Consider the following 21,607-nt stretch of genomic DNA (forward strand, 5'->3'; position numbering starts at 1 on the left):
TTGTGCCTGTACCGATTTATATTCCTTGGGAGGTGGTCATCCTGCCGCAATCATCAGATCATTATGCATTTGTCGTATCCAAAGAAGACTGGTCCCTTCACCGCAAAGGCCATCAGGATCAGGAGCGTCACCAGCAAAAAGTCAGAGACGCCATTAAGGATAATCTGCCCGACCTCGTAACCGAAGAGAACATTATTATGTCTGACGGCAAGCAAATCGTGAAGGTGCCGATCCGCAGTCTGGATGAGTACCGGATTATCTACAACTTCCGCAAGCAAAAGCATGTCGGCCAAGGGGACGGCGACAGCCAGGTCGGAGATGTGCTCGGCCGGGATTCCCAGTCTGCCCAGCCGGGCAAAGGTGACAAAGCCGGTGATCAGCCGGGCCAGGATACAATAGAAGCGGAGGTGGATCTGGAAGATCTGGAGGATATTTTGTTCGAGGATATGGAGCTGCCGCATCTGGTCCCCAGAACACAAGAAGAAATCGAGGTCAAGTCCATCGTCTTCAACGATATCCGCAAGAAAGGCATGATGTCCAACATCGACAAGAAGCGGACCCTGCTTGAGAACCTTCGGCGGAACGCCAGCAATGGCAACCCCGGCATCCACCACATCAGCCCGGACGATCTGCGCTACAAAACCTGGGATGATATCACCGTACCTCATTCCAATGCGGTCATTATTGCGATGATGGACACCTCAGGCTCTATGGGCACTTTTGAAAAATATTGCGCCCGCAGCTTCTTCTTCTGGATGACCCGCTTTCTGCGCCGCCAGTACGAGAAGGTGGAGATTGTATTTCTGGCTCACCATACGGAGGCGAAGGAGGTCAGCGAGCATGATTTCTTCACCCGCGGCGAGAGCGGGGGAACCATCTGCTCCTCCGCCTACCAGAAGGCGCTGGAGATTATCGACAGCCGTTACCCGCCATCCAAATACAACATTTATCCGTTCCATTTCTCCGATGGCGACAATCTTACCTCAGACAATGAGCGCTGTGTGAAGCTGATCGGCGAGCTGCTGAAGCGGAGCAACATGTTCGGCTATGGCGAAGTCAATCAATACAACCGCAGCAGCACCTTGATGTCCGCCTACCGCCACCTCAAGCAGGAGCAGTTCATGCATTATGTGATCAAGGATAAGAAGGAAGTCTATCAGGCGCTGAAGACCTTTTTTGGCAAAAAGCACACTGTGCAGTAAGAAAAGACCTCTACCCGGAAAGGTGGAGGTCTTTTGCTGCCGATATCCTTTTGAACAATATGACAGTTATTCGTCACTTAATAAAAGCTCACCATGCAGCACAGTATCCCCCTTGTTATCCAAATACCATTTGCCATTGGAGGCCTTAACAACCGATTTAAGATAATAAAATAGTTCTATCACAGAACTTTTATCATCCTTGTCACGGACAGTATAAACAAAATAGAGTGTGGCCTTATTCGGTCCATATGAGACAATGGTCGCCTGCTTCTTGGTATACTCCAGCTCGTGTTTGAGAAAGTTGTATTCCAGCAGCCGCTTGACCTGATCTTTGCTCAGATTCTGATTGGTATAATGTGCTTCAGGAGAGCGATCCACCGCCATCAGCGCCAGTGCATCCTCATCGTTCATTGCTTGTATATATTTATCAAGCAATGTATAAATGGCTGCCTTGTCGGCATCCGGAACAGCCGCTCCCTTATTGGCAGGGGAGAGATAATCGGGAGACTCTGCTTCAATCTGGTAGACATCAATATTTTTATGAACGGCATCATAATTCATTCTGATATTGGAGGTAGCATTGAACAAATGATTCATAACCAGTACATTGGCTCCGGAACCCAGTATCATTGGAGCATCTTTACTGTAGGTAAATTCACGGCCGTTAAGAAAGGTCTTCCCCGATTTAAGATCAATCTTGTAGGAAGTATCCCCCGAATCTGCTGTAATCACCTTTTTGGCCGCATCGTAGTTGAACTTGAATCCTAAAGCCAGCACAACACTGCGGAACTCGATGTACACTCTGCCCCCTTGTACGATAGGAGCAGCCTTCGGATGGATTTCCTCGCTCTGGACGAAGACACGGATCGTCTTCACGTTGGATGCCGCTGCGGAGGCTGCTGCTGGACCCAAAGACATAACTGTCAGAACGAAGGTCAGAAAGAACACTGCAATCTTATTCATATTTAATTTCTTCATTAATTACCTTATACCCCCATTATAATTAAAATCACCCTTTCTACTTTATCGGCAACTTCTATGTAATTCCTTTGAAGTCCTAATTAACCTTCTCTCGGTCCTTGCCCTTGTCGGATTCACCAGCGTTCTTGTTGGCCGCTTCACGGTCCAGCATCATCTCGTCCACTGTCTTCACCTTCAGCCGCGCTGCCCCGGCATTACCAGCCTGTGTCGGCACAAGGTTACCGGAAGCAAGACGCGTCTTGGCTTCAGCAATCGCTGCGCCATATTGCGGCAGCCACTGCTCTCCGGCTACTAGCATCTCATCGACCATCTGCCAGATTTCCTTCGGATTGCAGACAGCTCCGACGAGCGGGTCCATCATAAAGGCCTGACGCAGCAGCTTGTCGTCGCCATGCACCGCAGCCTCAACAGCCAGGCGCTGAACCGAGATGCTGACATTGCACACGGCAGCGGGGCCAAGCGGCAGTTCACCGACGAGCGGCATCGAGATGCCGTTATGATCGATATAACCCGGCGCTTCAATGACGGCATCATCGGGCAGATTGGCGATAACACCATTGTTGACTACATTGAAATGCCCTCTGTACACCCGGCCGGTCTCCAGACCTTCAATAATGTAGGAGCCATGCTCCTCTCCCCGGTTCTCAGATGTATATTCCAGCGCAGGGTCCTTCATCCAATTGGGAAAATCCGTCTCGAACCAGTTGCGGCCCTCCGTGCAGATCCGCAAGTAGCCGCCCGTTTCGCCATTGATCCAGCATCCCAGGTCAATCCAGTCCATAATCTCGGCGCTGCGCTTGCGGTACCACGGCACATACTCGCTGAGATGGCCGTTCGACTCAGTGCTGTAATAGCCGAAACGGCGCAGCATATCAATCCGCACCTTTTCTGTCCGGCTGAATTCCGGGTGCTTCTCGAAGGCTTCAAGCAGGCCGGCCGTCAGATCCTTGCCGTTATGCTTCGCGGAAATATACCAGGTCTGGTGATTGATCCCGGCGCAAATAATATCCACCTCGGATTTCTCCAGCCCGTAGACCTCGGCAATCTGCTGATGCCCATGCTGTACCCCGTGGCATAAGCCAATCGTCCGCACGCCGCCGTATTTGTTGCAGGCCCAGGTGAGCATCGCCATCGGATTCGAGTAATTGAGCAGCAGCACATCCGGTGCAGCTACCTCGCGGATATCCCGGCAAATCTCCATCATCTCCGCAATCCCGCGCTGCCCGTACATGATGCCGCCAGCGCATAAGGTATCACCCACACACTGGTCCACACCATACTTCAGCGGAATGTCCACATCGGTCGCAAACGCCTCCAGCCCGCCCATACGAATAGTGCAAAATACGTACTTAGCATCCTTAAGTGCTGCTCTGCGGTCCGTTGTCGGCTGAATCTCAATCTTCAGGCCATTCTCTTTGATATCACGCTGGCACAGCTCGGTGACCATCTGCAGGTTATGGGAATTAATATCCATGAACGAGACTTCGATTTCCTTGAATTCCGGTACAGTCAAGAGATCGCGCAGCAAACCCCTGGTAAATCCAATACTGCCCGCCCCGATAAAAGCTACTTTAAAAGACATTGTCCTCAGCCTCCCAATGAATGAATTGTTCCTGTCCATTGTAGCAAGGAGGCTGAAGTAAGCGTAGCCAATATCATGACCAATTCAGCGGCAAGCTGTCAACAATCCTCACCTTTCTTCGAGTTCCGGCTGATTATCTGTCCAAGAAAAGCGCTCCAGTGAATTCCGGTACTCCACCGGAGTGCAGCGGGCATACTTCTTGAACAGGAGGTGAAAATACTGCCGGCTGCTGATGCCGACATAATCGGCGATTTCCGCCACGGGAATCTCACTTTGCCCAAGCAGCATCCGGGCCTTCTCCATCCGCAGCATGTTCAAATAATCGGTCAGCGTCCGTCCGGTATGCGCCCGGAAGATCCGGTGCAGATAGCCGGGGTGGAGGTTCACCTCGGCAGCAACCTCCTTGACCTGAATGCCGCGGTCATAGTTCTGGTGCAGGAACTCAATCGCCCGCCGCACATAGAGCTGAGACGGCTGCTGGCTTGCCTGCAGTTGTTCGCGCCGCAGCCTGGAAAGGCGCAGCAGCAGCTCGGAGAACAGCAGCGGGATCATCATTCCGCCATGTCCGCCGGCTTGTCCGTCTCCATCTATGCCATGCCGGTCCAGCTCCAGCACCAGTGACTTCAGCACATGGAATACCTCTTCCGGATCCGATAACACTAGACTGGAAAAGGGTTCCCGCAGCAGCGCCTCCAGATCTCCCTCTTCGCAGGCCAGTCTGCCGATGGAGGGGCCCGCGCCCGTGTACGCCGTGAAGCCAAATTCGACATTCAGCATCCGGCAGGATGCTCCCTCCTCCACAATCAGCCGGTGCGGGACATTGGCATCAAGCATAATCAGCTCTCCCCGCTTCAGGCGGAAGCGCTCCTCCGCATCCGCACCCTGCCGTACATCGACCACACAGCTCCCTGAGATCAGGTACATAATCTCCGTTGAGTTATGCTGATGGTAGGCCATCGTATATGGATTCCACTGCTTATAATAGTAAGCAAAAAAATGCGGACCATACTCTCCGTCCAGCAAAGCCTGCTGGAACAGACTTCCGTTCATTTCCGGCAAGGAAGTCCCCTCCTCTCTGTCAGCAAGACATTCATGTTCATTCTGTATACGACAAGTGTATCCCTTGAGCCTTTCCGGGACAAGCAGCGGCCATGGAAACGAAGAAGCAGCCACGCCAAAAAACCCCCGCCCTGCCGTAGATACACGGCAGTACAGGGGCAAGTTTACCTATATTTCACCTATGTTTCCCCATGAAAAGAAACCATCGACTGCTTCAGCTCCTCGGCCAGCGCCTCCAGCTTGCCGGACAAGGCCACCAGCTCCTCGCTCACAATGAACTGCTGCGAGGACATCGAGGCCACTTCCTGCGTGGAAGCGCTCGTCTGCTGCACAACCGCCTGGACACTGGACATGGATTCCCCGAGCAGCTGCTGGCACTCCGTCAGCTCCGTAATGGAAGCCAGCGACTGCTTCAGATAGCCGATGAAATGCTCCATTTCCGCCCGGACGTTCTCAAATATAATTGAAGATTCCCGGACGGAGGAAATCTGTTCACGGAACAGCGGAGCTGTCTCGCCTACGGCCTGAACCGTTTTTTCGATATGGCTGCTGATCTCTTCCGTAATCCGCGATACCGAGGCAATGGACTCATTGGACTCATTCGCCAGCCCGCGGATTTCGTCGGCGATAACAATAAAACCTCTCCCGGCAGCCCCGGCTCTGACCGCTTCTATCGAAGCATTAAGGGCCAGAATATTCGTCTGCTTATTGACGGCGATCATCGGCGCGAGAATGCTGCGGATCAGTTGGGTGCTTTCTCTGAGCCTTACCGAATTCTCCTGGATCAAATCCATCATCTTCACCGTGGATTCGCTCTGGGCAACCAGTGTCTTCATCATTTCTGCCCCCTGGTCGCTGACGGCAATCACCTGTTCTGCCGAGGTGTTCATCACTGTATTGATCTCCGCCACTTCGCCAATCTGGAGGCTCATCATTTCCACGCTGCGGTTGCTGCTCTCGGCCTCTGCTGCCAGACTAGCCGCTCCACCGGCAATTTCGCCGGTTGCCGCCGCCACTTCTCTGGCATGGGCAGAAATCGCGCCGGACGCGCTTACCAATTGCGCCGAGGTGCCTAGAACCTCTGACGCCGAGCGGCTGCTCTGTCCGGCCAGCCGGGAAATCTGCTCCATCATTTTGTTGAAGCTGTGGCCGAGCCGTCCAATCTCATCCTGCCCCTTGAAATTTGTACGCACTTGAAGGTTGCCTTGCTCGCCTTCTTCCATAAGCCGGACGAGCTTGCCGAGCGGCCGGCCGATCAGACGCACCAGAATGTAGCCGATCAAGAGAGCAATTACAACCGCCGCCAGCACCACCAGCAAAGTAATGTACAGCAGCCTGTCCGCAGATTTGGTGAAATCGCTGACCGGAGCATACCCCATCAGCGTCCATTTCGCCGTAGCAAGAGGCTGATAGACTACAAGCTGCGGCGTCCCCTGCTCGTTCCCGGCGGTAAAGGAAAGCTTCCGCTCTGCTGCGGACTTGTCTTCTGCAGGCTTTATGTACGAAGCTTGTCCAAGCAGGGCGTTGTCTGAGCCATATACAATACTTCCCGCCGGATCGAGGATACGAATTTCACCGGATTGCCCGATATGCAGATTGGACAGGACATCTGTGAGCGCCTTGCCTCTGATCTCAATCAGCATATAATACTCCGCTTCGGGATGTTCGATATTCCGCAGCAGCCGGCCCATCGTCATTGAGGATTGGTTATACACATCGAAGAAGCCTTTGGCCCGCACCGGAAACCAGACGGGCTTTCCCTTGGCTGCATCAATCTGCTTCACTCTCGCGAGGATTCCCTCATCGCTGCGGACGGCGCTGATGCCTGTCGATTTGTAAGACTCGGCATCCACCAGGCTACGCGAGACCAGCCGGATGCCGAGCAGGCGCTCATCGGAGCCCTTGACCGAATCCAGCTTGCGGCGAATCCGGTCTTCAGCCTCCACCTTTGCTACTGTCCCGGTCCCTGAACTGTTTACCGTTTCCATATCCGCTTTTAATGCAGAATCCACAGCGAACTGCCTTGAGAGTGCTTCATATTCTGCAAAGAGGAAATCCAGCTTGTCCGCCGCCTGTACAATCGACTGGGAAGACGCCGCCGCAACCTTATCCGTGATGATTCCTTTGGCGACAGAATATGAGGTCAGGCCCAGGACGGAGGACAGCAGTACGGTGGTACAGAATAAAATGACGAACAATTTGACGCCTACCGATCTAAAGCTTATATGTAGCGGCCGTTTCATTGCACTCTCTCCTCACCTAAAGCAGAAACGGCTTAGCCGTCCTTTAAAGGAACGGTACCGTTTCAGCTAGAAATAGAAAGGTACAGCCCTTAGTAGACCACATAAAGGCTGTACCCTGTTTTTCATTGATGCAGGAACGGAATTATCCTTTGCTGGCGCCCGCGGTTAAGCCATCAACGAGCAGACGCTGCAGGAAGCCAAACAGAATCATAATCGGCACAGAAATCAGTACGGCACCCGCTGAGAACAGCGTGAAATTGGAGTTCTGCATCGTATTGACCATATCCCACATCCCGACAGCGACCGTCCAATTCTCCTTCGTCCGCAGAATCAGCTTGGCGAAGATGAAATCCACCCAAGGGCCGACAAATTGGGTCAGCGCCATATAGGTGATCATCGGACGGGAGAGCGGAAGAATAATCCGGGCAAAAATCCCGAAATTGCTTGCTCCGTCAATACGGGCCGCTTCATCCAGTGAACGCGGGATTGTATCGAGAAACCCTTTGGCAATCAGCGTACCGCCGAGCGGCGCTCCTGCCGCATAGACGATAATCAGCGCCAGATGCGTATCCAGCAGGTGGAACTCTTTTAGCAGCAGATAGATTGCGATCATGCTCATAAATCCCGGGAACATCCCGAGAATGAGCAGGGTCGACATCGTTGTTTTCCGGCTTTTGAAGCGGAATCTGGATAGGGCATAGCTGGTCAGCAGCGTCAGCACTACCCCGATCAGCATGGAGAACACTGCAATCTTGAGCGTGTTGCCATACCATGTTCCGAACATATAGATTGGCGAAGTAAACAGCTCTTTGTAGTGGGCGAGGGTGAAATGCTCAGGGATGAGCGTTTTGCTGTACAAGGATTTACCCGGCCGGAAGGATGCCAAAAGTATCCAGAGTGCCGGATAGATCGCAGCAATCGCCAGAGCAACCAGAACGATATAACTGAGACTTAAGCGAATAAAGTTCGCAAACTTGCGTCCGATCATCATTGAATCATGTCCTCCTCTTGGAATGATCTGGTCCGGCGGTAATTGTACAGGGAGAACCCGGCTACAATGATGAAGAGAATGATACCTATCGCGGAAGCCATATTATTTTTGTTCTGATCCAGCGTCAGCTTGTATAGCCACGTTACCAGCAAGTCCGTTGAGCCGGCGTACTGATAATTTCCGTTGACCGGATTGCCCCCCGTCAGCAGGTAGATCGCATTAAAGTTGTTGATATTGCCGGCAAATTGCATAATCAGCGTAGGCGCGGTGGAGAAAAGCACCATCGGCAGCGTAATAATGCGGAACTTCTGATAATTGGTAGCCCCATCCACTTCGGCCGCCTCGTACATATCACGCGGGATCGTAGTCAGCACACCCATAATCAGCAGCATGGAGACTGGAATCCCTACCCACATATTAACGACAATAACCGTTACCTTGGCCCAGAACGGATCGGTCAGCCACGGCAGACCGCCCAGTCCGAAGTAGCCCAGATACTGGTTGATCGGACCAAACTGCCCGTTGAACAGATTGCGCATCATCAGCAGGGAAATCATCTGCGGGATGGCATACGGCACAATCAGAATCAGTCTCCACAGACCCTTGAAGCGGATGCCCTTCTGGTTGATCAGCAGAGCAACGAGCATCCCGCCGAAGTAAGTCGTTACAGTCGACAGAACCGCCCAGATGATCGTCCAGGTCAGTACCCCGTAGAAGGTATGGCTCCAGGATTTCAGGACAAGCAGGTTGCGGAAGGTTTCAAAACCGACCCAATCCACCAGCTTCGCCGGCGGGATATGATCCGGTGCGGCGTAGTTTGTAAAAGCCAGCATGATCATAAAAATAATCGGCATGATGGTAAAGAACAGAATGCCCAGCCCCGGCAGAAGCAAAAAGCTCTGGGCAAATTTGTAATCCAACACGTAGCGCACAGATTGTTTGAATGTATTCGATGGACGACCGGCTTCGCGTTCTTCTCCGGTCTTATAAGCATCCCTAATATTCATATACCAGGCAATCAGGAATAACACTAAGAACAGCAGGGTAATCAAGCTTTCAATCAAAATAACGATGGAATGGTCCCCGGGAACCATTTTGGCGATTCCCTTTACCTTTTCCAAATGGCTTGGAGTGTCCCCGAGTGTAGTGACGCCCCAAAAAGCCCTTCCCAAATTAGCAACGAAATAGACCAAAGCCATTGCCTCTACGGCAATAAAAATAAGTCCCTTGATGAATTGGCGGTTATATATTTGTCCCAATCCCATGAAAATAGTCGACAGTATTGCGGCTCTATTGCGGTGTCGCTGCATTTCCCTTCCGTTCTCCTCTCCGCGTGGAATTCAGGCAACCGCCCGCCGCTAGAGGCGGCGGGCGAGTTGACTCCACTGTGTGCTAGTGGTTTGCTGTTTGAAGATGACTGTTATTTAGCAGTTGCACCGTTATTGAGGTCTTTGATCTGCTGTACAGCTTTGTCCATAGCCGCTTTAGGATCAGCATTGTTATCCCAGATTTCCGGAAGCGCCGCATTTACAGGGCTCCATACGTTGCCCATTTCAGGAATGGACGGCATTGGCTGGGAGTTCTTGGCCTGCTCTGCAAAAGCGGAGATATACGGATCACCAGTAATCTGCGGGTCCTTCAGCGCTTCGTTGTTGGTTGGAATCGAGCCGATCAATTTATTGAGCAGAAGCTGTGCATCTTTGGTCGAAGCAAATTCAGCATACAGTTTAGCTGCATTCGGATATTGCGTATAGGCATTTACACCGAAAATTTTGATACCAGAGAAAGTGATTGCGGTTTTGCCGTCGATCGTAGGAACCGGAGCAACACCCAGTTTGTCGCCGAGCGCTTCTTTATAGGCTGCAAGCTCCCAAGGACCGGTCATATCCATAGCAACATCGCCGGAGCTGAACAAGCTGCGTTTAATGTCGGCGCTGATATCACCGCTCTTGATTGGCAGTGCTTCTTTCAATTTGACGTAAGTTTTCAGACCTTCAATGGCACCTTCGTTGTTCAGGCCAATGTCGTCTTTGTCAGTACCGTTTTTACCGAACAGGTAACCGCCCGTAGTGGCAATGAAGGGATAACCAAAGTACATGTTGCCGACTTCCCACATAATTCCATATTTGTTCTTGGCTTTGTCCGTGAACGTTTTGCTGAAGGCAAGAACGTCATCGAAGGTTTTTGGAGCTTCTTTAACCAAGGATTTGTTGTAATAGAGCGCATAGGTTTCTGCCGCTCTTGGGTAGCCATACAGCTCGCCGCCGAAGGAGGAGCCCACAATGGAAGCTTCGGTGTTGTCAGCTTTGGTCTGTTCAGCGAAGACATCATTTGGCAGCAGCAAGCTCGCACTTACAGCTTTACCGAGATTGTCATGCGGAATCAGGACTACGTCCGCTGCCAGGCCGGAAGGACCATCCTGAGTCAGCTTGCCTACCTGATCCGGCGGTGCAACCTCTTCGATTTTCACTGGGACATTATATTTGGCTGTGAATTGTTTCGCGATTTCTTCAGCAAAGGGTCTTTCCTCTTTACTCTCCCATACGAGCAGGGAAGCGCCGTCTTCCGGTGTGATTTCAGCGGCTGCTGTAGCATTACCAGCTGGTGCGTTTGTTGCTGCCGCATTATCCTTTGGAGCGTTCGTTGCCGCAGTATTCCCTCCATTGTTGTTGCCCGAGCTGCACGCCGTAATGGATGCTACCATGGAGAATGCTGCTGTGAGAACCATGAGCTTTTTCAAATTCATTGCATAAACCCCTCCTAATTATTGTATCTGGCTTTGTTGCTGCGGCTGTTCCAGGAGTTGCGCAAACGATTTCAGAGGAGTCAAAAAAAATGTATGTTTTTCTGAATGACCCTTCCTGTATACGCTTCAACAAGTTCTGGAAAGCGCTTCATTACTAAATTCATAATACAACAGTAAAACGGATTGTAAAAACGTTTGCACATAGTGTATTCGCTCAAATTACGCTAATTTCGAAAGATATCAACCCAATATCTCCCTATTTCGCAGGAAATCTCTTACTTTCTTTGATTTAAACCGATTTATCCGCCTATTCCCATTTATTAGTATTTTTTATTTCATAAAAGATTGATTTTCATAACATTTCACTTCTTTTTTTCAAGAGAAAACCGGTTTTCCGTCATGCGACATTTTGTGCAATTGTTTGAACTAAAGTATTGAACGCTAAATTATTCCGTGCTATAATCCAAAACATTATAAGCGGCCTGCCTGCTTCATTAACAAACAACTAAAAGGCAATGTTACTTCAAAAAAAGGTACAACCTCGGACAAGCTACCCGGCGGCGGTTGTGCCTATTTGTTATGGACACAGAACGAGCCTGCTGATCCAGCTCAGGGATTCGCCCTGCAAGGCCTCCGAAGCCAGTTTTGCTTGATGTTGTTCAGGTTGCTTATGCTCACAACACCACTTTTAGGAGGAATCATCAATGTTACTGGAAGCTGTCTACCACCGCCCGCGTTTGAACTGGTCTTATGCCTATGATCACGATACGATTCATCTGCGCCTGCGTGCCAAAAAAGGGGATTTGACCGAGGTCTTCGCCTGGGCCGGCGATAAATATGCCTGGGATGCCACCAAAGAGCTGATTCCGATGACGCTGTTCACCTCTGACGCGATGTTCGATTATTGGGAATGCTCCTCGGTGCCTCTGTATCGGCGGCTGAAATATGGTTTTCTGCTGCAAAAAGGGCATGAACGGATCTGGATGACCGAAAGTGATTTCCAGACAGAGCGCCCGGCGAATCCGAACCGGCTGTTTGAATTTCCGTACATAAACCGCGGGGACGTATTTACTCCTCCAGCCTGGGTGAAGGACGCTGTTTTTTATCAAATTTTCCCTGAACGGTTCGCGAATGGCGACGCCATCCTGAATCCGGCAAATGTACAGCCTTGGGGCGATACGCCTACACCGGTGAACTTCTTCGGCGGCGACCTGCAAGGGGTCATGGACCACCTGGATCATTTAAGCGAGCTTGGCATTACCGGCATCTATTTCACGCCGATCTTCACCGCCACGACCAACCACAAATATGATACGGAAGACTACATGACGGTTGATCCGCATTTTGGTGACGTACAGACGCTGAAAAAGCTGGTCGCCGCATGCCACGAACGCGGCATCCGCGTGCTGCTGGACGCTGTATTCAACCATTCCGGCCGCACCTTCGCCCCGTTTGTGGATGTGCTGGAGAAAGGCGAAGCGTCTGAGTACAAGGACTGGTTCCATATCCGCGAGTTTCCGCTGCAGGTGGTGGACAGCATCCCAACCTACGATGCTTTTGCCTTCGAGCCGCTGATGCCGAAGCTGAATACCGAGAATCCGAAGGTGAAGGAATACTTGCTTAAGGTCGCCGAGTATTGGATCACTGAGGTCGGCATTGACGGCTGGCGGCTGGATGTGGCGAACGAGGTGGATCATGAATTCTGGCGCGATTTCCGCAAAGTTGTAAAACGTGCGAATCCCGAGGCCTACATCCTGGGTGAAATCTGGCATGAATCAGCCCCTTGGCTGGAAGGCGATAAATTCGACGCGGTGATGAACTATCCATTCACCGATGCCGTACTCGATTTCTTCGTTTACGGCCTACTTGATGCCGAAGGCTTCGCCAACGCCATCGGCAAGCAGCTGTCACGTTACCCGCTGCAGGCCAGTGAGGTTGCCTTCAACCTGCTGGACAGCCATGACACTCCTCGACTGTTAACCGTAGCCGAAGGGGACAAGAACAAGATGAAGCTCGCTGCATTGTTCCAGTTCACCTTCATGGGCACGCCTTGTATTTATTACGGGGATGAGATCGGAATGGACGGCGAAGGCGATCCGGGCTGCCGCAAATGCATGGAGTGGAATCCCGAGAAGCAGGACCGCGAACTGTTCAGCTACTACCGCAAGCTGATCGAGATCCGCGGCAATCATCCTGCGCTCCGCACCGGCGCCTTCACCTTCCTGGAAGCCGGACCGCAGGGCAGCAAGCTGGCCTATGAGCGCCGACTGGGCGATGACATTATTGTGGTGCTGGTCAACACAGAAGAAACCGCCCAGACCTTCCGCATCGACGTGGAGGACCGCAACTGGGAGAACCTGTTCACCGGCGATTCGCTGCGCGCCGAGCGCGGCAAGCTGTCGCTCAAGCTGCCTGCTTACGGATACGCAGTGCTTAAAGCGCTGATGTAAGGATAGGAGAACTAAGGGTACGGCAGCTCATGTGGCGACAGTACCGTCATTCATCCATAGTATCCGGCATGTGGGGGCCCCTTCGTGGAATAGGTACCACTAATCGAACTCATCTGGCTCATGGAGGGCCCTTAGTGGGAAAAAAGACAACTAATTCAAAATATCCGGCTTTTGGAGGGCGCTTAGTGGGAAAAAGTATCACTAATTCGGCCGAAATCGGCCGGATATGGTGAAACGGCTTAAATTAGGTGTACAAATTCCACTAAAAGTCCGTTGCAGCCAGATTTTCAGCCAATTAGTTTTACTTTTTCCACTTGGCGTCAGCTCCCTGTCAGCCATACTGTGTTCTACGGGCATCAAGAACAGCAATCGCTTCTGCAAGGACTTATATTTCGTCATACACAGCACAAACGGCACTCTTCGAGAAGAAGAGTGCCGTTTGTGTTATTCGATAGCTAATACGTACTGCCGAGAAGCCAGCAGGTTCGCTGAGCCATGCCTATTTGCCGAGCAGCTTGTAAATCACCTGGGCGCTTTCGGCCCGGGTCATCCATGCTTTAGGGGCAAATTGGTTGTTCGTTCTGCCCTGTAGCAGTCCCAGCTCCGCTGCGGCATTCACATAAGAAGCCGCCCAGCCGCTGATCTCGGAAGAATCAGTAAACCGCACACTGCCATTCGCCAGGTCAAGCTTCTTGCCCTGTTTGACCTCCAGCGTGCGGATGGCCATGACAGCCATTTCCTCGCGGCTGATCACAGCATCCGGGGCGAACAGGTCTTTGCCGCGTCCGGCAACAATACCCTGGCTGACCGCTGCCGCCACATAGGAAGAGTACCATGCGTCCGGCTTGACATCAGTAAATGCGGCCTGCCCTTCCGCCTTCAGCCCGAGCGCGCGCACGAGCAGAGCAGTAAATTCTGCACGGGTGACGTTGTTCTTCGGCTTGAACTCGGAAACGGTAACCCCGGTCACGATCTGCTTCGCACTGAGCGATTTGATCGCCGGAGCCGCCCAATAGGCTGCGGGAACATCCTTAAAGGATTTGTTGACCTCAAGCGCTGCATACTTGCTGAAATGGGTAACTTGAGCAGTAAGCACATCATCTTGCAGTGTGCCCCCCACATATTCTAATTTACCGTTATCGCCCAGGTAGTAGACACCAAGCAATGCCTTGTCTGGACTTCCTTTTAGCTTGAAGGCAAGTGTAACCGGCTCTGCAAACGTGGTTACCGGAATAACCGTACCGTCTTTGCGGACAATGCTGAGGGTAAGCTCATACACACCAGAGGCAGCCGCCACCGCCGTATTGTCCTTGTTCAATCCTTCAAGCAGAAGACTTGCCGCACTGCCTTGAAGCGGAATCATGCGCAGCTCAATATGAGCACCGTCCGCATCCCCTCCGGTCACTGTCCCTTGCACCTTGCTAAGAGCCTTGGCAGGCAGGGTTACAGAAAGCTCCGCCGTTTTAAGCAGCAAATCATTAGTTCCCAGCAATTGCGCAGCCTGAAGCGGGAGCAGTACCGCCTGTTTGCCTGCTGCAATCTCCACTTCCACCTTGCCATCCTTAGCGTTCTTCAGACTGTCCGCACTCACAAGCTGTGTACCCTCAGCAGGAGTCGCCGTTGGCGCAGCAGCCGAAGTCGAAACAGGCGCAGGCGTTGGTGTAGCTGTAGGCGTTGGCGTTGGTTTCACCGTCGGTGTCGGTGTTGGCGTTGGCGTAGGTGTCACCTTAGGCACAGCCGCCAAAATAACCGTTCCTCCGGCATCCCTGCCCGGCAGTTCAACCGTAATCTTTTGATCTTGCGGTACCGTATAGATTTTGCCGCTGTACTCATCGGCAACCACAGTCTGTGCAGCAAAAGGAACCGGAATGCTGGCAGCTACAGCCGCCGTCTTCGTGTTAATGACTGTAACGATGCTCTCGTTTCCGTATTGCTTCGCAAAAGCCAGGTAGCCCAGCTCATCCGAACCGGCCAGCTTTGTGCGCACACCTTTGGAATACAGCTTGGAGTACTTGGCACGGATGTTCAGCAGCTTCTGGTAGTGATCGTGAAGTCCCTGCTCCGCCGTAAGCTGATCCCACGGCATATCTCCGCGGTTCTCGCTGAACTCTCCTTTTGACATATCTCCGGCATTCGCTCCAGACCGTCCCAGCTCTTCCCCGTAGTAAATAACCGGCTGGCCTTTGGCCGTGATCTGCAGGGCGGCTGCGATCTTCAGCTTGCCCTTGTCTCCGTCCACATAATTGGACAGGAAGCCGTTCTCATCATGGCTGCTCAGGAATTGGGCCATCATTTTGGTATTGTCCATTTGTGCTTCCCGGTTCTGCAGGTATGCATCCACATCTCCGATTTTACCATTTGCAAAATCCCTGGCAGCATTCTTGAAGCCGAAATCCAGCAGACTGTCCATCTGGCCGGACTGCAGATTGCCGCCGTCATTGTCCAGCGTGCCTCCGTAAAATTCACCAACCAGCTTGAACTTTGGATCTATGGCGGTCAGCGCATTTTTGAAGGCTTTCCAGGTTGTATCCTCCACATGCTTAACCGTATCCACACGGAAATAATCAATCGTATCGCCGCGTTTCGTCCGCGCATTATCCAGCCAAGCGGTCTGCCAATTAATCAGCTTCTCGCGCACCGCCGGGTCTTCGGTCTTAAAGTCCGGCAGTCCGGCTAACTCGCCTTTGACCGGATCAGTGTCCGCCGATGTGCCGTCTGTGCGCAGCATGCCGTCAAAGCGAGCCTTATCCTCAGCCGTAACGCCTGCATAATTGTCTCCTGCCTTCAGGCCATAACCGGCGTGATTGAGCACAACATCCACCATAATCTTGATGCCCTTGTCATGGGCCTTCTCAATCAGCTCCTTGAAGGTTGCCATATCGCCAAGATGCTCGTCAAGCTGTGTGAAATCCTTGGCCCAATAGCCATGATAAGCATACTGCTTGCCGCCGAAATCAATGCCCTTGTTGAAATCAATATTGTCCACAATCGGCGTAATCCAGAGTGTATTGATACCCAGCTTCTGCAAATAATCCAGATTGTCGATCATTCCCCGGAAATCTCCCCCGTGGTAGGCTTCCAGATGTGTTTTATCAACATCGGCGTTATTCGAAGCATCCCCGTCCTTGAACCGGTCAGTAAGCGCGAAGTAGATTCGGGCCTCATCCCAGTCAAAATCAAGCTTATCATCCGTGTACGTTCTAGCTTTCACTTCAACTGCAGCAGTGCCTTTATGCGTATTCCCATATTGATCAAGCAGGGTAATCGGGATATTCTTGATTCCCGCCGCGACGCTGTCCTTGACCGCAATCGTCTGCTTCATCAGCGTGGTATCAAGCTTCACTGCGCCTGGTCCGCCAAGGGCAGTCAGATCCATATAGCCGTCCACATAAGACACATCTTCCGAAGAAGAAGCTTTCACTGTAATCACTGCATTTTCATTCGAGGTGACGGCTTTCGGCTGAACCGCTGCCTCGATGGTTACTTGCGGAATGTGATAGACGGCTGCCGATTCGCCATTCACCGTGTTTTTCGGGTCCGTCAGTTCTTCGGTTACGCCATCCCTGGTAATCAGGAAAGTGTACTTGTACGTGCCTTCCTGCACATTTTTCAGTTGATAGCTGAACCACTCCTTGGCTGCATCGTATTCCATTGGATATGCCGTGCCGTTTACTTTTACCTTTGCTTCACTGATCGCAGCCATATTATCACTGCGGAACAGGGCATCATCCCGATACCGGAAGGTAATAGTTCCGTCTTTCATCACAGGGCCGTTAATGGCCGGCTTGATGTCAAGCTCCTTCACCATACTGGTTACAATCACTTTGGTAAAAGCTTCGCCAGCACTCAGCGGAATGTTCCGGTCGTCCGGATAATCCTGCTTCCCGGTGTTCCAGTCCGTTCCCTTGCGCAGCACAAACCCCATACTCGTGGCATTCGGCGCCACCTCAATCAGCACGCTGGCCTTGCCATCCTTGAAGGTAGTGAAGTCGATCTGATCGTTCTTGACCCCCGTATTCCACACCCAGAGGTTCCAGTCCTTATAGTCCTTGTCTTCACGGACATAGGTGAGCTGAACATAACGCTTGTTGTCTACGGCATCCTTGGTGACTTCAACAGTGATTTTGCTCGAGAGTCCGCCGTAGGAAACGGTAATTGTGGCTGTTCCCGCCTTGATTCCTTTGATCAGCCCCTTGCTAGTCACTATAGCGATTTCCGGCTTATCCGAGACATAGGCTGCAGTATTCGTCACCGTTCTGGAGCTGCCGTCATCATATTTGGCCGTTACAGCCGCTTGACGGGTGCTGCCAATTTGCAGCTTATAGCCCGAGCTGTCCGCTGACAGGGAAGTCAGGGCAGCAGCAGCGGCATCCTTGCGGATGACCACAGCGGTCAAAGGTTCAAGAGTAATCGAACCCGCTGTTAATGTGAAGCCGCTCCGGCTCGCCGCAGGAATCGCCTGATTCCCGGCTTCATCGTTATCCACAAGCACCTGCCCTCCGGTCAAATCCTCGGAAAGAGTCAGGGTTCTTGCAGTATTGTCCCCGTTCACAAAGACATAATAAAGTCCGGTTCCATCGGTTGCTTTATTCTTGTAGCCGATCACCAGATCGGTTGCCTTGATCTCCGGTGCAGTGATCAGGCTGACATTCGAGTCCACCAGACTTTTGTCGCCAAGCCGGAAGGCATCGGTCGATTGTCTCAGCTTAATGAGTCCCGAGGTGTAGGATCTGGTTGTATTTTGCACAGGATATTTGTCTTTGTCCGTCGCTTTCGCCCAGTCGAACATGTTGACCGCATCCGAAGAATCGTAGGAATCGTGAATAAAATAACCAAACGATTTCCCGTTCTCATCCTTCATCTCGGTATACTTCTGTTCGGGAACCCCTGCTGCCTTCCACTGCTTCGTGCGCCCATACTCCTGGCCTGCCTGCAGGAAGGCGGTCCCTTGAGACGTCAGCTCCAGCAGATTGCCGAGCCTGATCCGTTTCTGTATTTCCAGCTCATTCTCTGCAATTGCCGGGTCCTTCTTGATGGATTGCGCAATGACATCATGCAATGTCAGATTGTCGTGGGCCTCGATGTATGGCACAACATCGCCTGGATCATCCGCCGGAATGTTGGAGGGCTGGCCCTTGATATTGTTCAGGATCGTAGCGATGGAACGCGCACCGCCCGTAATAAATCTCGGCTCGCCTTCCGAGCCATAGCCGGACTTCAGCTCATTGCGGAATTCATCGGAGAATACGCCGACGCTGTCCGTCTTATCCATCCATGCCTGATCTGCGCCTTTGCCGGCCAGTGCCGGATCGGAGGCGTCCCCGCCGAAGGTTTTCCAGCCTTCACCGATGAACAGCGCCTTCGGGTTGATGGTTTCTGCGGCATCATAGGCCGCTTGAACCGCGTCTGCTGTCGCGTCGCCCATCATGTCCCAGCGCATGCCGTCGATTTTATATTCGCTGAACCAGTATTTCACCGAATCCACCATCAGCTTCTCGGCCATCTTATGGCTGGTCGCCAGATTGTTGCCGAACCCGCCAATGAAATTGCCGTTCGCATCCTGAAAGGCGTAATAATTCGGCACGATATCATTCAGGAAATCCTTTTTGGCCATATGGGTGTACACGACATCGAGAATGACCCCCATTCCCGCCTGATGCACGGCATCAATAAGGCCCTTCAGCTCCTTGATCCGTTCTTCGGGATCAGCAGGCTTCTGCGAATAGGCGCCATCCGGCGAGAAATAGCTCTGCGGATCATAACCCCAGTTGTATTCATTGTTCTGGGTCGAATAGGCCGATTCCCTGTTGCCCATCTTCGTTTCGTCCCCATAATACCAGGCCATGACCGGCATGAGCTGAATATGAGTCACACCTAAGGATTTAATATAATCCAGCTTCTTCTCAAAAGCCGCATACGAGCCCCAGCGTTCGCCGCCCAGCTCGCTTTCAATCGAAATATCGGAGGTGAAATCCCGTACGTGGACTTCATAAATGACGGCATCCTCACGCTTCTCGTAGCCAGGAATATCCCCTGCCCGGAAATCCGGCGGATTCGTCCCGCTCAAGTCAACAATAGCCGCTTTGCCGACCGTATCGCCATCCGGCCCCGCCGCACCCGTGGTGTCCACAGTGAACACAGCTATTGATTTGGCATAAGGATCAAGCACCGGCTTGCTTACTCCGTTATTGGTCACCTCGTACTGGTAGTAGTAGCCGCGCACATCCCCGGCTCCGCCCGGAGCGTCCAGGTCAGACGGCTTCAGCTCTGCCGACCAGACCCCTTTAGCGCCTTGGGTTAAGCTGATCTGGCCTACCTGCTTGGCTGCATCTGTCTTGCTGTACACATTTGCAACCACACTGCTGGCCATCGGAGCCCACAGCTTCAGTGTCGCGGACTTGGCCGCCGGATGATAGGTGGCTCCCAGATCATCACCTGTGTAATTGTACATTTCATCAAGCATTCTCCAGCCTGCGGAAGCGGATACACTTTTCCCCGAATAGGTTACATTCAGCGGAGCTTTATCCAGCTCGAAGGCCGCCGTATCCACTTCTACCGCAGATTTGCTTTTAATGGTCACGGCAGTAACGGCAATTGGAGCACCTTCCTTGTCCTGTACAGTAATCGCTGACTTTAATCCTGCCGCGTCCAGACCGTCCGTCAATGTGAAGGTAAGCAGGATTTTGCTGGTGGACAGCACTTCTGCCGCTGCCAGACTGACCGGCTGCTCGCCAAAAGGAGACACATATACTTGATTATCTCCCTGCTTGATCCAGAGCTGATTATAGCGGTCCAGCAGGCTGAATGTTTTGTCGCCTCCATCTTTGTCGCCGCTCGCACGATTCACAACGACAAAGCCCATTTTCTTGGCGTTCGCTTTGAGCGGAATGTCTACATAAGCACCATAGGAGTCGGTATGTTCAGCTAGAAAAGGAACTGCATCTCCCGGCCAGGTTACCGGCAGCGAAGCCACGTCATCCCACAGCCACAAGCCGTACTGGCTATGATTGCTGTCCGTTCTCATGTAATGAACACGCACGGTATCCGCAGGAAGCACTACGGGTTCATAAGGCGTTACGGTATCCGAACCCTGCTTGATCCATATCTCATTCGTCTGCGGTGTATTGATCGTAAAAAGCTTGTCGCCCCCGTCCTTGTCCTGCGTGCTGCGGTTGACGACGAGGAACGAGATTTTCTTGGCGCCGGCCTTCAGCGGAACATCGACATAAGCACCATAAGTATCGGTCTGCCCTTCAGGAAACGGGGCTGCGCCGGCCGGCCAGTTCCCGGAAGGTGAGGCCACATCGTCCCACAGCCACAAGCCCTGATCGGCGTAGTCACCCGCAGTCCGGTTATAGTGAATCCGCATATGGTCCTGCGGTACGGGAACAACCTTTCCCGGATCGGACGGAGCTGTAAAAGCTGCGCTGACCCCGTGATCCTTCGCACTATACTTAAAAGTCACTTTCAGATCAGCAGGAAGCTTCAGGGTCAAGTCCTTGTCCGGATAGAGCATATCCGCGTCTGTTGAATCTCCGGGAACAAATACCCGATAGGTATACTCACCTTTGGGAAGCTGGGCCGTCCGCTCATAGATTCCATCCAAATCAGGATCTGACAAAGTGGTCCCTGCATCAGCCGGAGAAGAATCCTTGGCATCTCCCAGCTCTGTTTGCAGCGTTCCGGTCAGCCTCGGCAGCTTTCCCTCCGCAATCGGTGTGTAATACGTAGAATCCGCGATTTTCTTGGTGATGTCGTTATAGTAAAAGGTGACATTAGTTTCGGCTGTGAGAGTGAGCTGGATATTGCCGTCTTTATCAGTTCCGCCCGGATTAGTATAGCTGCCGTATCCGTAGCTCTCATCCCAGGTGCCGTTAAGAGCAACCTTGTATTCATAGACTCCTGCAGGCAATTTGCCTGTAAACTGGTACAATCCATTGTCCACATAGGTCATTTGCGTCACAGTGGCAGCAGGATTCCAATCCCCTGTCGGCTCAGCTTCCGTCGATAATTCCGATTGAAGATTGCCTACCAGCACAGCCTTGGTTGCCGCTGCATTCACATGGACCGGACCAAAAGAAAAAGAGGATAACACCAGAATAACGATCATGCTGATGGCGAATATTTTTTTGCCCCATAATGCCAATCTCATTTGCTTCAATCCCTCCAAAACATAGATTTTTCCTTGCAGCTGCATCAGGCAGCAGATGATCAAGGAATCGCCTTCTCCGGCTATTTGCGGCTCCTCAGGCCCGTCAAGATCAGCCCCCTCCTGTCAAGAAAATGAATGAAGCCATGTGCAACACTCCCATTCAATGCGCAAACGTTTGCAAAAATAAGCGACAGGTACGAT

Annotated in this window: 10 protein-coding genes; 2 read left to right on the top strand and 8 right to left on the bottom strand. The window is 52.1% G+C overall.

All coding sequences use genetic code 11. The features are described from left to right. The first annotated feature begins 41 nt into the window (after nt 1-41). On the top strand, nt 42-1,202 hold the full coding sequence (gene yhbH / locus AC0LWN_RS18365; RefSeq protein WP_458963411.1) for a sporulation protein YhbH: 1,161 nt from the start codon (nt 42-44) through the stop codon (nt 1,200-1,202). Between the two features lie 66 nt (nt 1,203-1,268). Here yhbH and AC0LWN_RS18370 read toward each other — a convergent pair whose 3' ends face one another. From AC0LWN_RS18370 to AC0LWN_RS18400, 7 genes are all read right to left on the bottom strand, one after another. Continuing rightward, nucleotides 1,269-2,165: a stalk domain-containing protein gene (locus AC0LWN_RS18370; RefSeq protein ID WP_474667789.1), complete on the bottom strand. Its 897-nt coding sequence runs from the start codon at nt 2,163-2,165 to the stop codon at nt 1,269-1,271. A 94-nt stretch (nt 2,166-2,259) separates the two neighbouring features. Beyond that, nucleotides 2,260-3,765 (bottom strand): alpha-glucosidase/alpha-galactosidase, encoded by a 1,506-nt coding sequence (gene melA, locus AC0LWN_RS18375; RefSeq protein WP_474667791.1) that lies wholly within the window; start codon nt 3,763-3,765, stop codon nt 2,260-2,262. Between the two features lie 108 nt (nt 3,766-3,873). Further along, on the bottom strand, nt 3,874-4,815 hold the full coding sequence (locus AC0LWN_RS18380; RefSeq protein WP_474667907.1) for a helix-turn-helix transcriptional regulator: 942 nt from the start codon (nt 4,813-4,815) through the stop codon (nt 3,874-3,876). A gap of 188 nt (nt 4,816-5,003) precedes the next feature. Beyond that, nucleotides 5,004-7,067, bottom strand: coding sequence for a methyl-accepting chemotaxis protein (locus AC0LWN_RS18385; protein WP_474667793.1), 2,064 nt, complete (start codon nt 7,065-7,067; stop codon nt 5,004-5,006). Between the two features lie 142 nt (nt 7,068-7,209). Continuing rightward, nucleotides 7,210-8,058 (bottom strand): sugar ABC transporter permease, encoded by an 849-nt coding sequence (locus tag AC0LWN_RS18390; RefSeq protein ID WP_474667795.1) that lies wholly within the window; start codon nt 8,056-8,058, stop codon nt 7,210-7,212. After that, entirely contained in the window at nt 8,055-9,368 is a 1,314-nt protein-coding gene (locus tag AC0LWN_RS18395; RefSeq protein ID WP_474667797.1) for a carbohydrate ABC transporter permease, read from the bottom strand. Before AC0LWN_RS18395 ends, AC0LWN_RS18390 begins: the two co-directional genes overlap by 4 nt. Nucleotides 9,369-9,478: 110 nt before the next feature. Then, nucleotides 9,479-10,804: a sugar ABC transporter substrate-binding protein gene (locus tag AC0LWN_RS18400; protein WP_474667799.1), complete on the bottom strand. Its 1,326-nt coding sequence runs from the start codon at nt 10,802-10,804 to the stop codon at nt 9,479-9,481. A 704-nt stretch (nt 10,805-11,508) separates the two neighbouring features. Between AC0LWN_RS18400 and AC0LWN_RS18405 the strand changes: the two genes are divergently transcribed. Next, nucleotides 11,509-13,254: an alpha-glycosidase gene (locus AC0LWN_RS18405; protein ID WP_474667801.1), complete on the top strand. Its 1,746-nt coding sequence runs from the start codon at nt 11,509-11,511 to the stop codon at nt 13,252-13,254. Between the two features lie 499 nt (nt 13,255-13,753). Here AC0LWN_RS18405 and AC0LWN_RS18410 read toward each other — a convergent pair whose 3' ends face one another. After that, nucleotides 13,754-21,406, bottom strand: a complete 7,653-nt coding sequence (locus tag AC0LWN_RS18410) for a pullulanase (RefSeq protein WP_474667803.1) — start codon at nt 21,404-21,406, stop codon at nt 13,754-13,756. Between the last annotated feature and the right edge of the window lie 201 nt (nt 21,407-21,607).

The sequence above is a fragment of the Paenibacillus sp. sgz302115 genome (assembly GCF_056120445.1).

What these genes read in the sequence shown, in the direction of transcription:
- AC0LWN_RS18390 (WP_474667795.1), bottom strand. Translation starts at nt 8,058, where the DNA reads ATGATGATCGGACGCAAGTTTGCGAACTTTATTCGCTTAAGTCTCAGT.
- AC0LWN_RS18385 (WP_474667793.1), bottom strand. Translation starts at nt 7,067, where the DNA reads ATGAAACGGCCGCTACATATAAGCTTTAGATCGGTAGGCGTCAAATTG.
- AC0LWN_RS18400 (WP_474667799.1), bottom strand. Translation starts at nt 10,804, where the DNA reads ATGAATTTGAAAAAGCTCATGGTTCTCACAGCAGCATTCTCCATGGTA.
- AC0LWN_RS18395 (WP_474667797.1), bottom strand. Translation starts at nt 9,368, where the DNA reads ATGCAGCGACACCGCAATAGAGCCGCAATACTGTCGACTATTTTCATG.
- AC0LWN_RS18405 (WP_474667801.1), top strand. Translation starts at nt 11,509, where the DNA reads ATGTTACTGGAAGCTGTCTACCACCGCCCGCGTTTGAACTGGTCTTAT.
- AC0LWN_RS18370 (WP_474667789.1), bottom strand. Translation starts at nt 2,165, where the DNA reads ATGAATAAGATTGCAGTGTTCTTTCTGACCTTCGTTCTGACAGTTATG.
- AC0LWN_RS18380 (WP_474667907.1), bottom strand. Translation starts at nt 4,815, where the DNA reads ATGAACGGAAGTCTGTTCCAGCAGGCTTTGCTGGACGGAGAGTATGGT.
- AC0LWN_RS18410 (WP_474667803.1), bottom strand. Translation starts at nt 21,406, where the DNA reads ATGAGATTGGCATTATGGGGCAAAAAAATATTCGCCATCAGCATGATC.
- melA (WP_474667791.1), bottom strand. Translation starts at nt 3,765, where the DNA reads ATGTCTTTTAAAGTAGCTTTTATCGGGGCGGGCAGTATTGGATTTACC.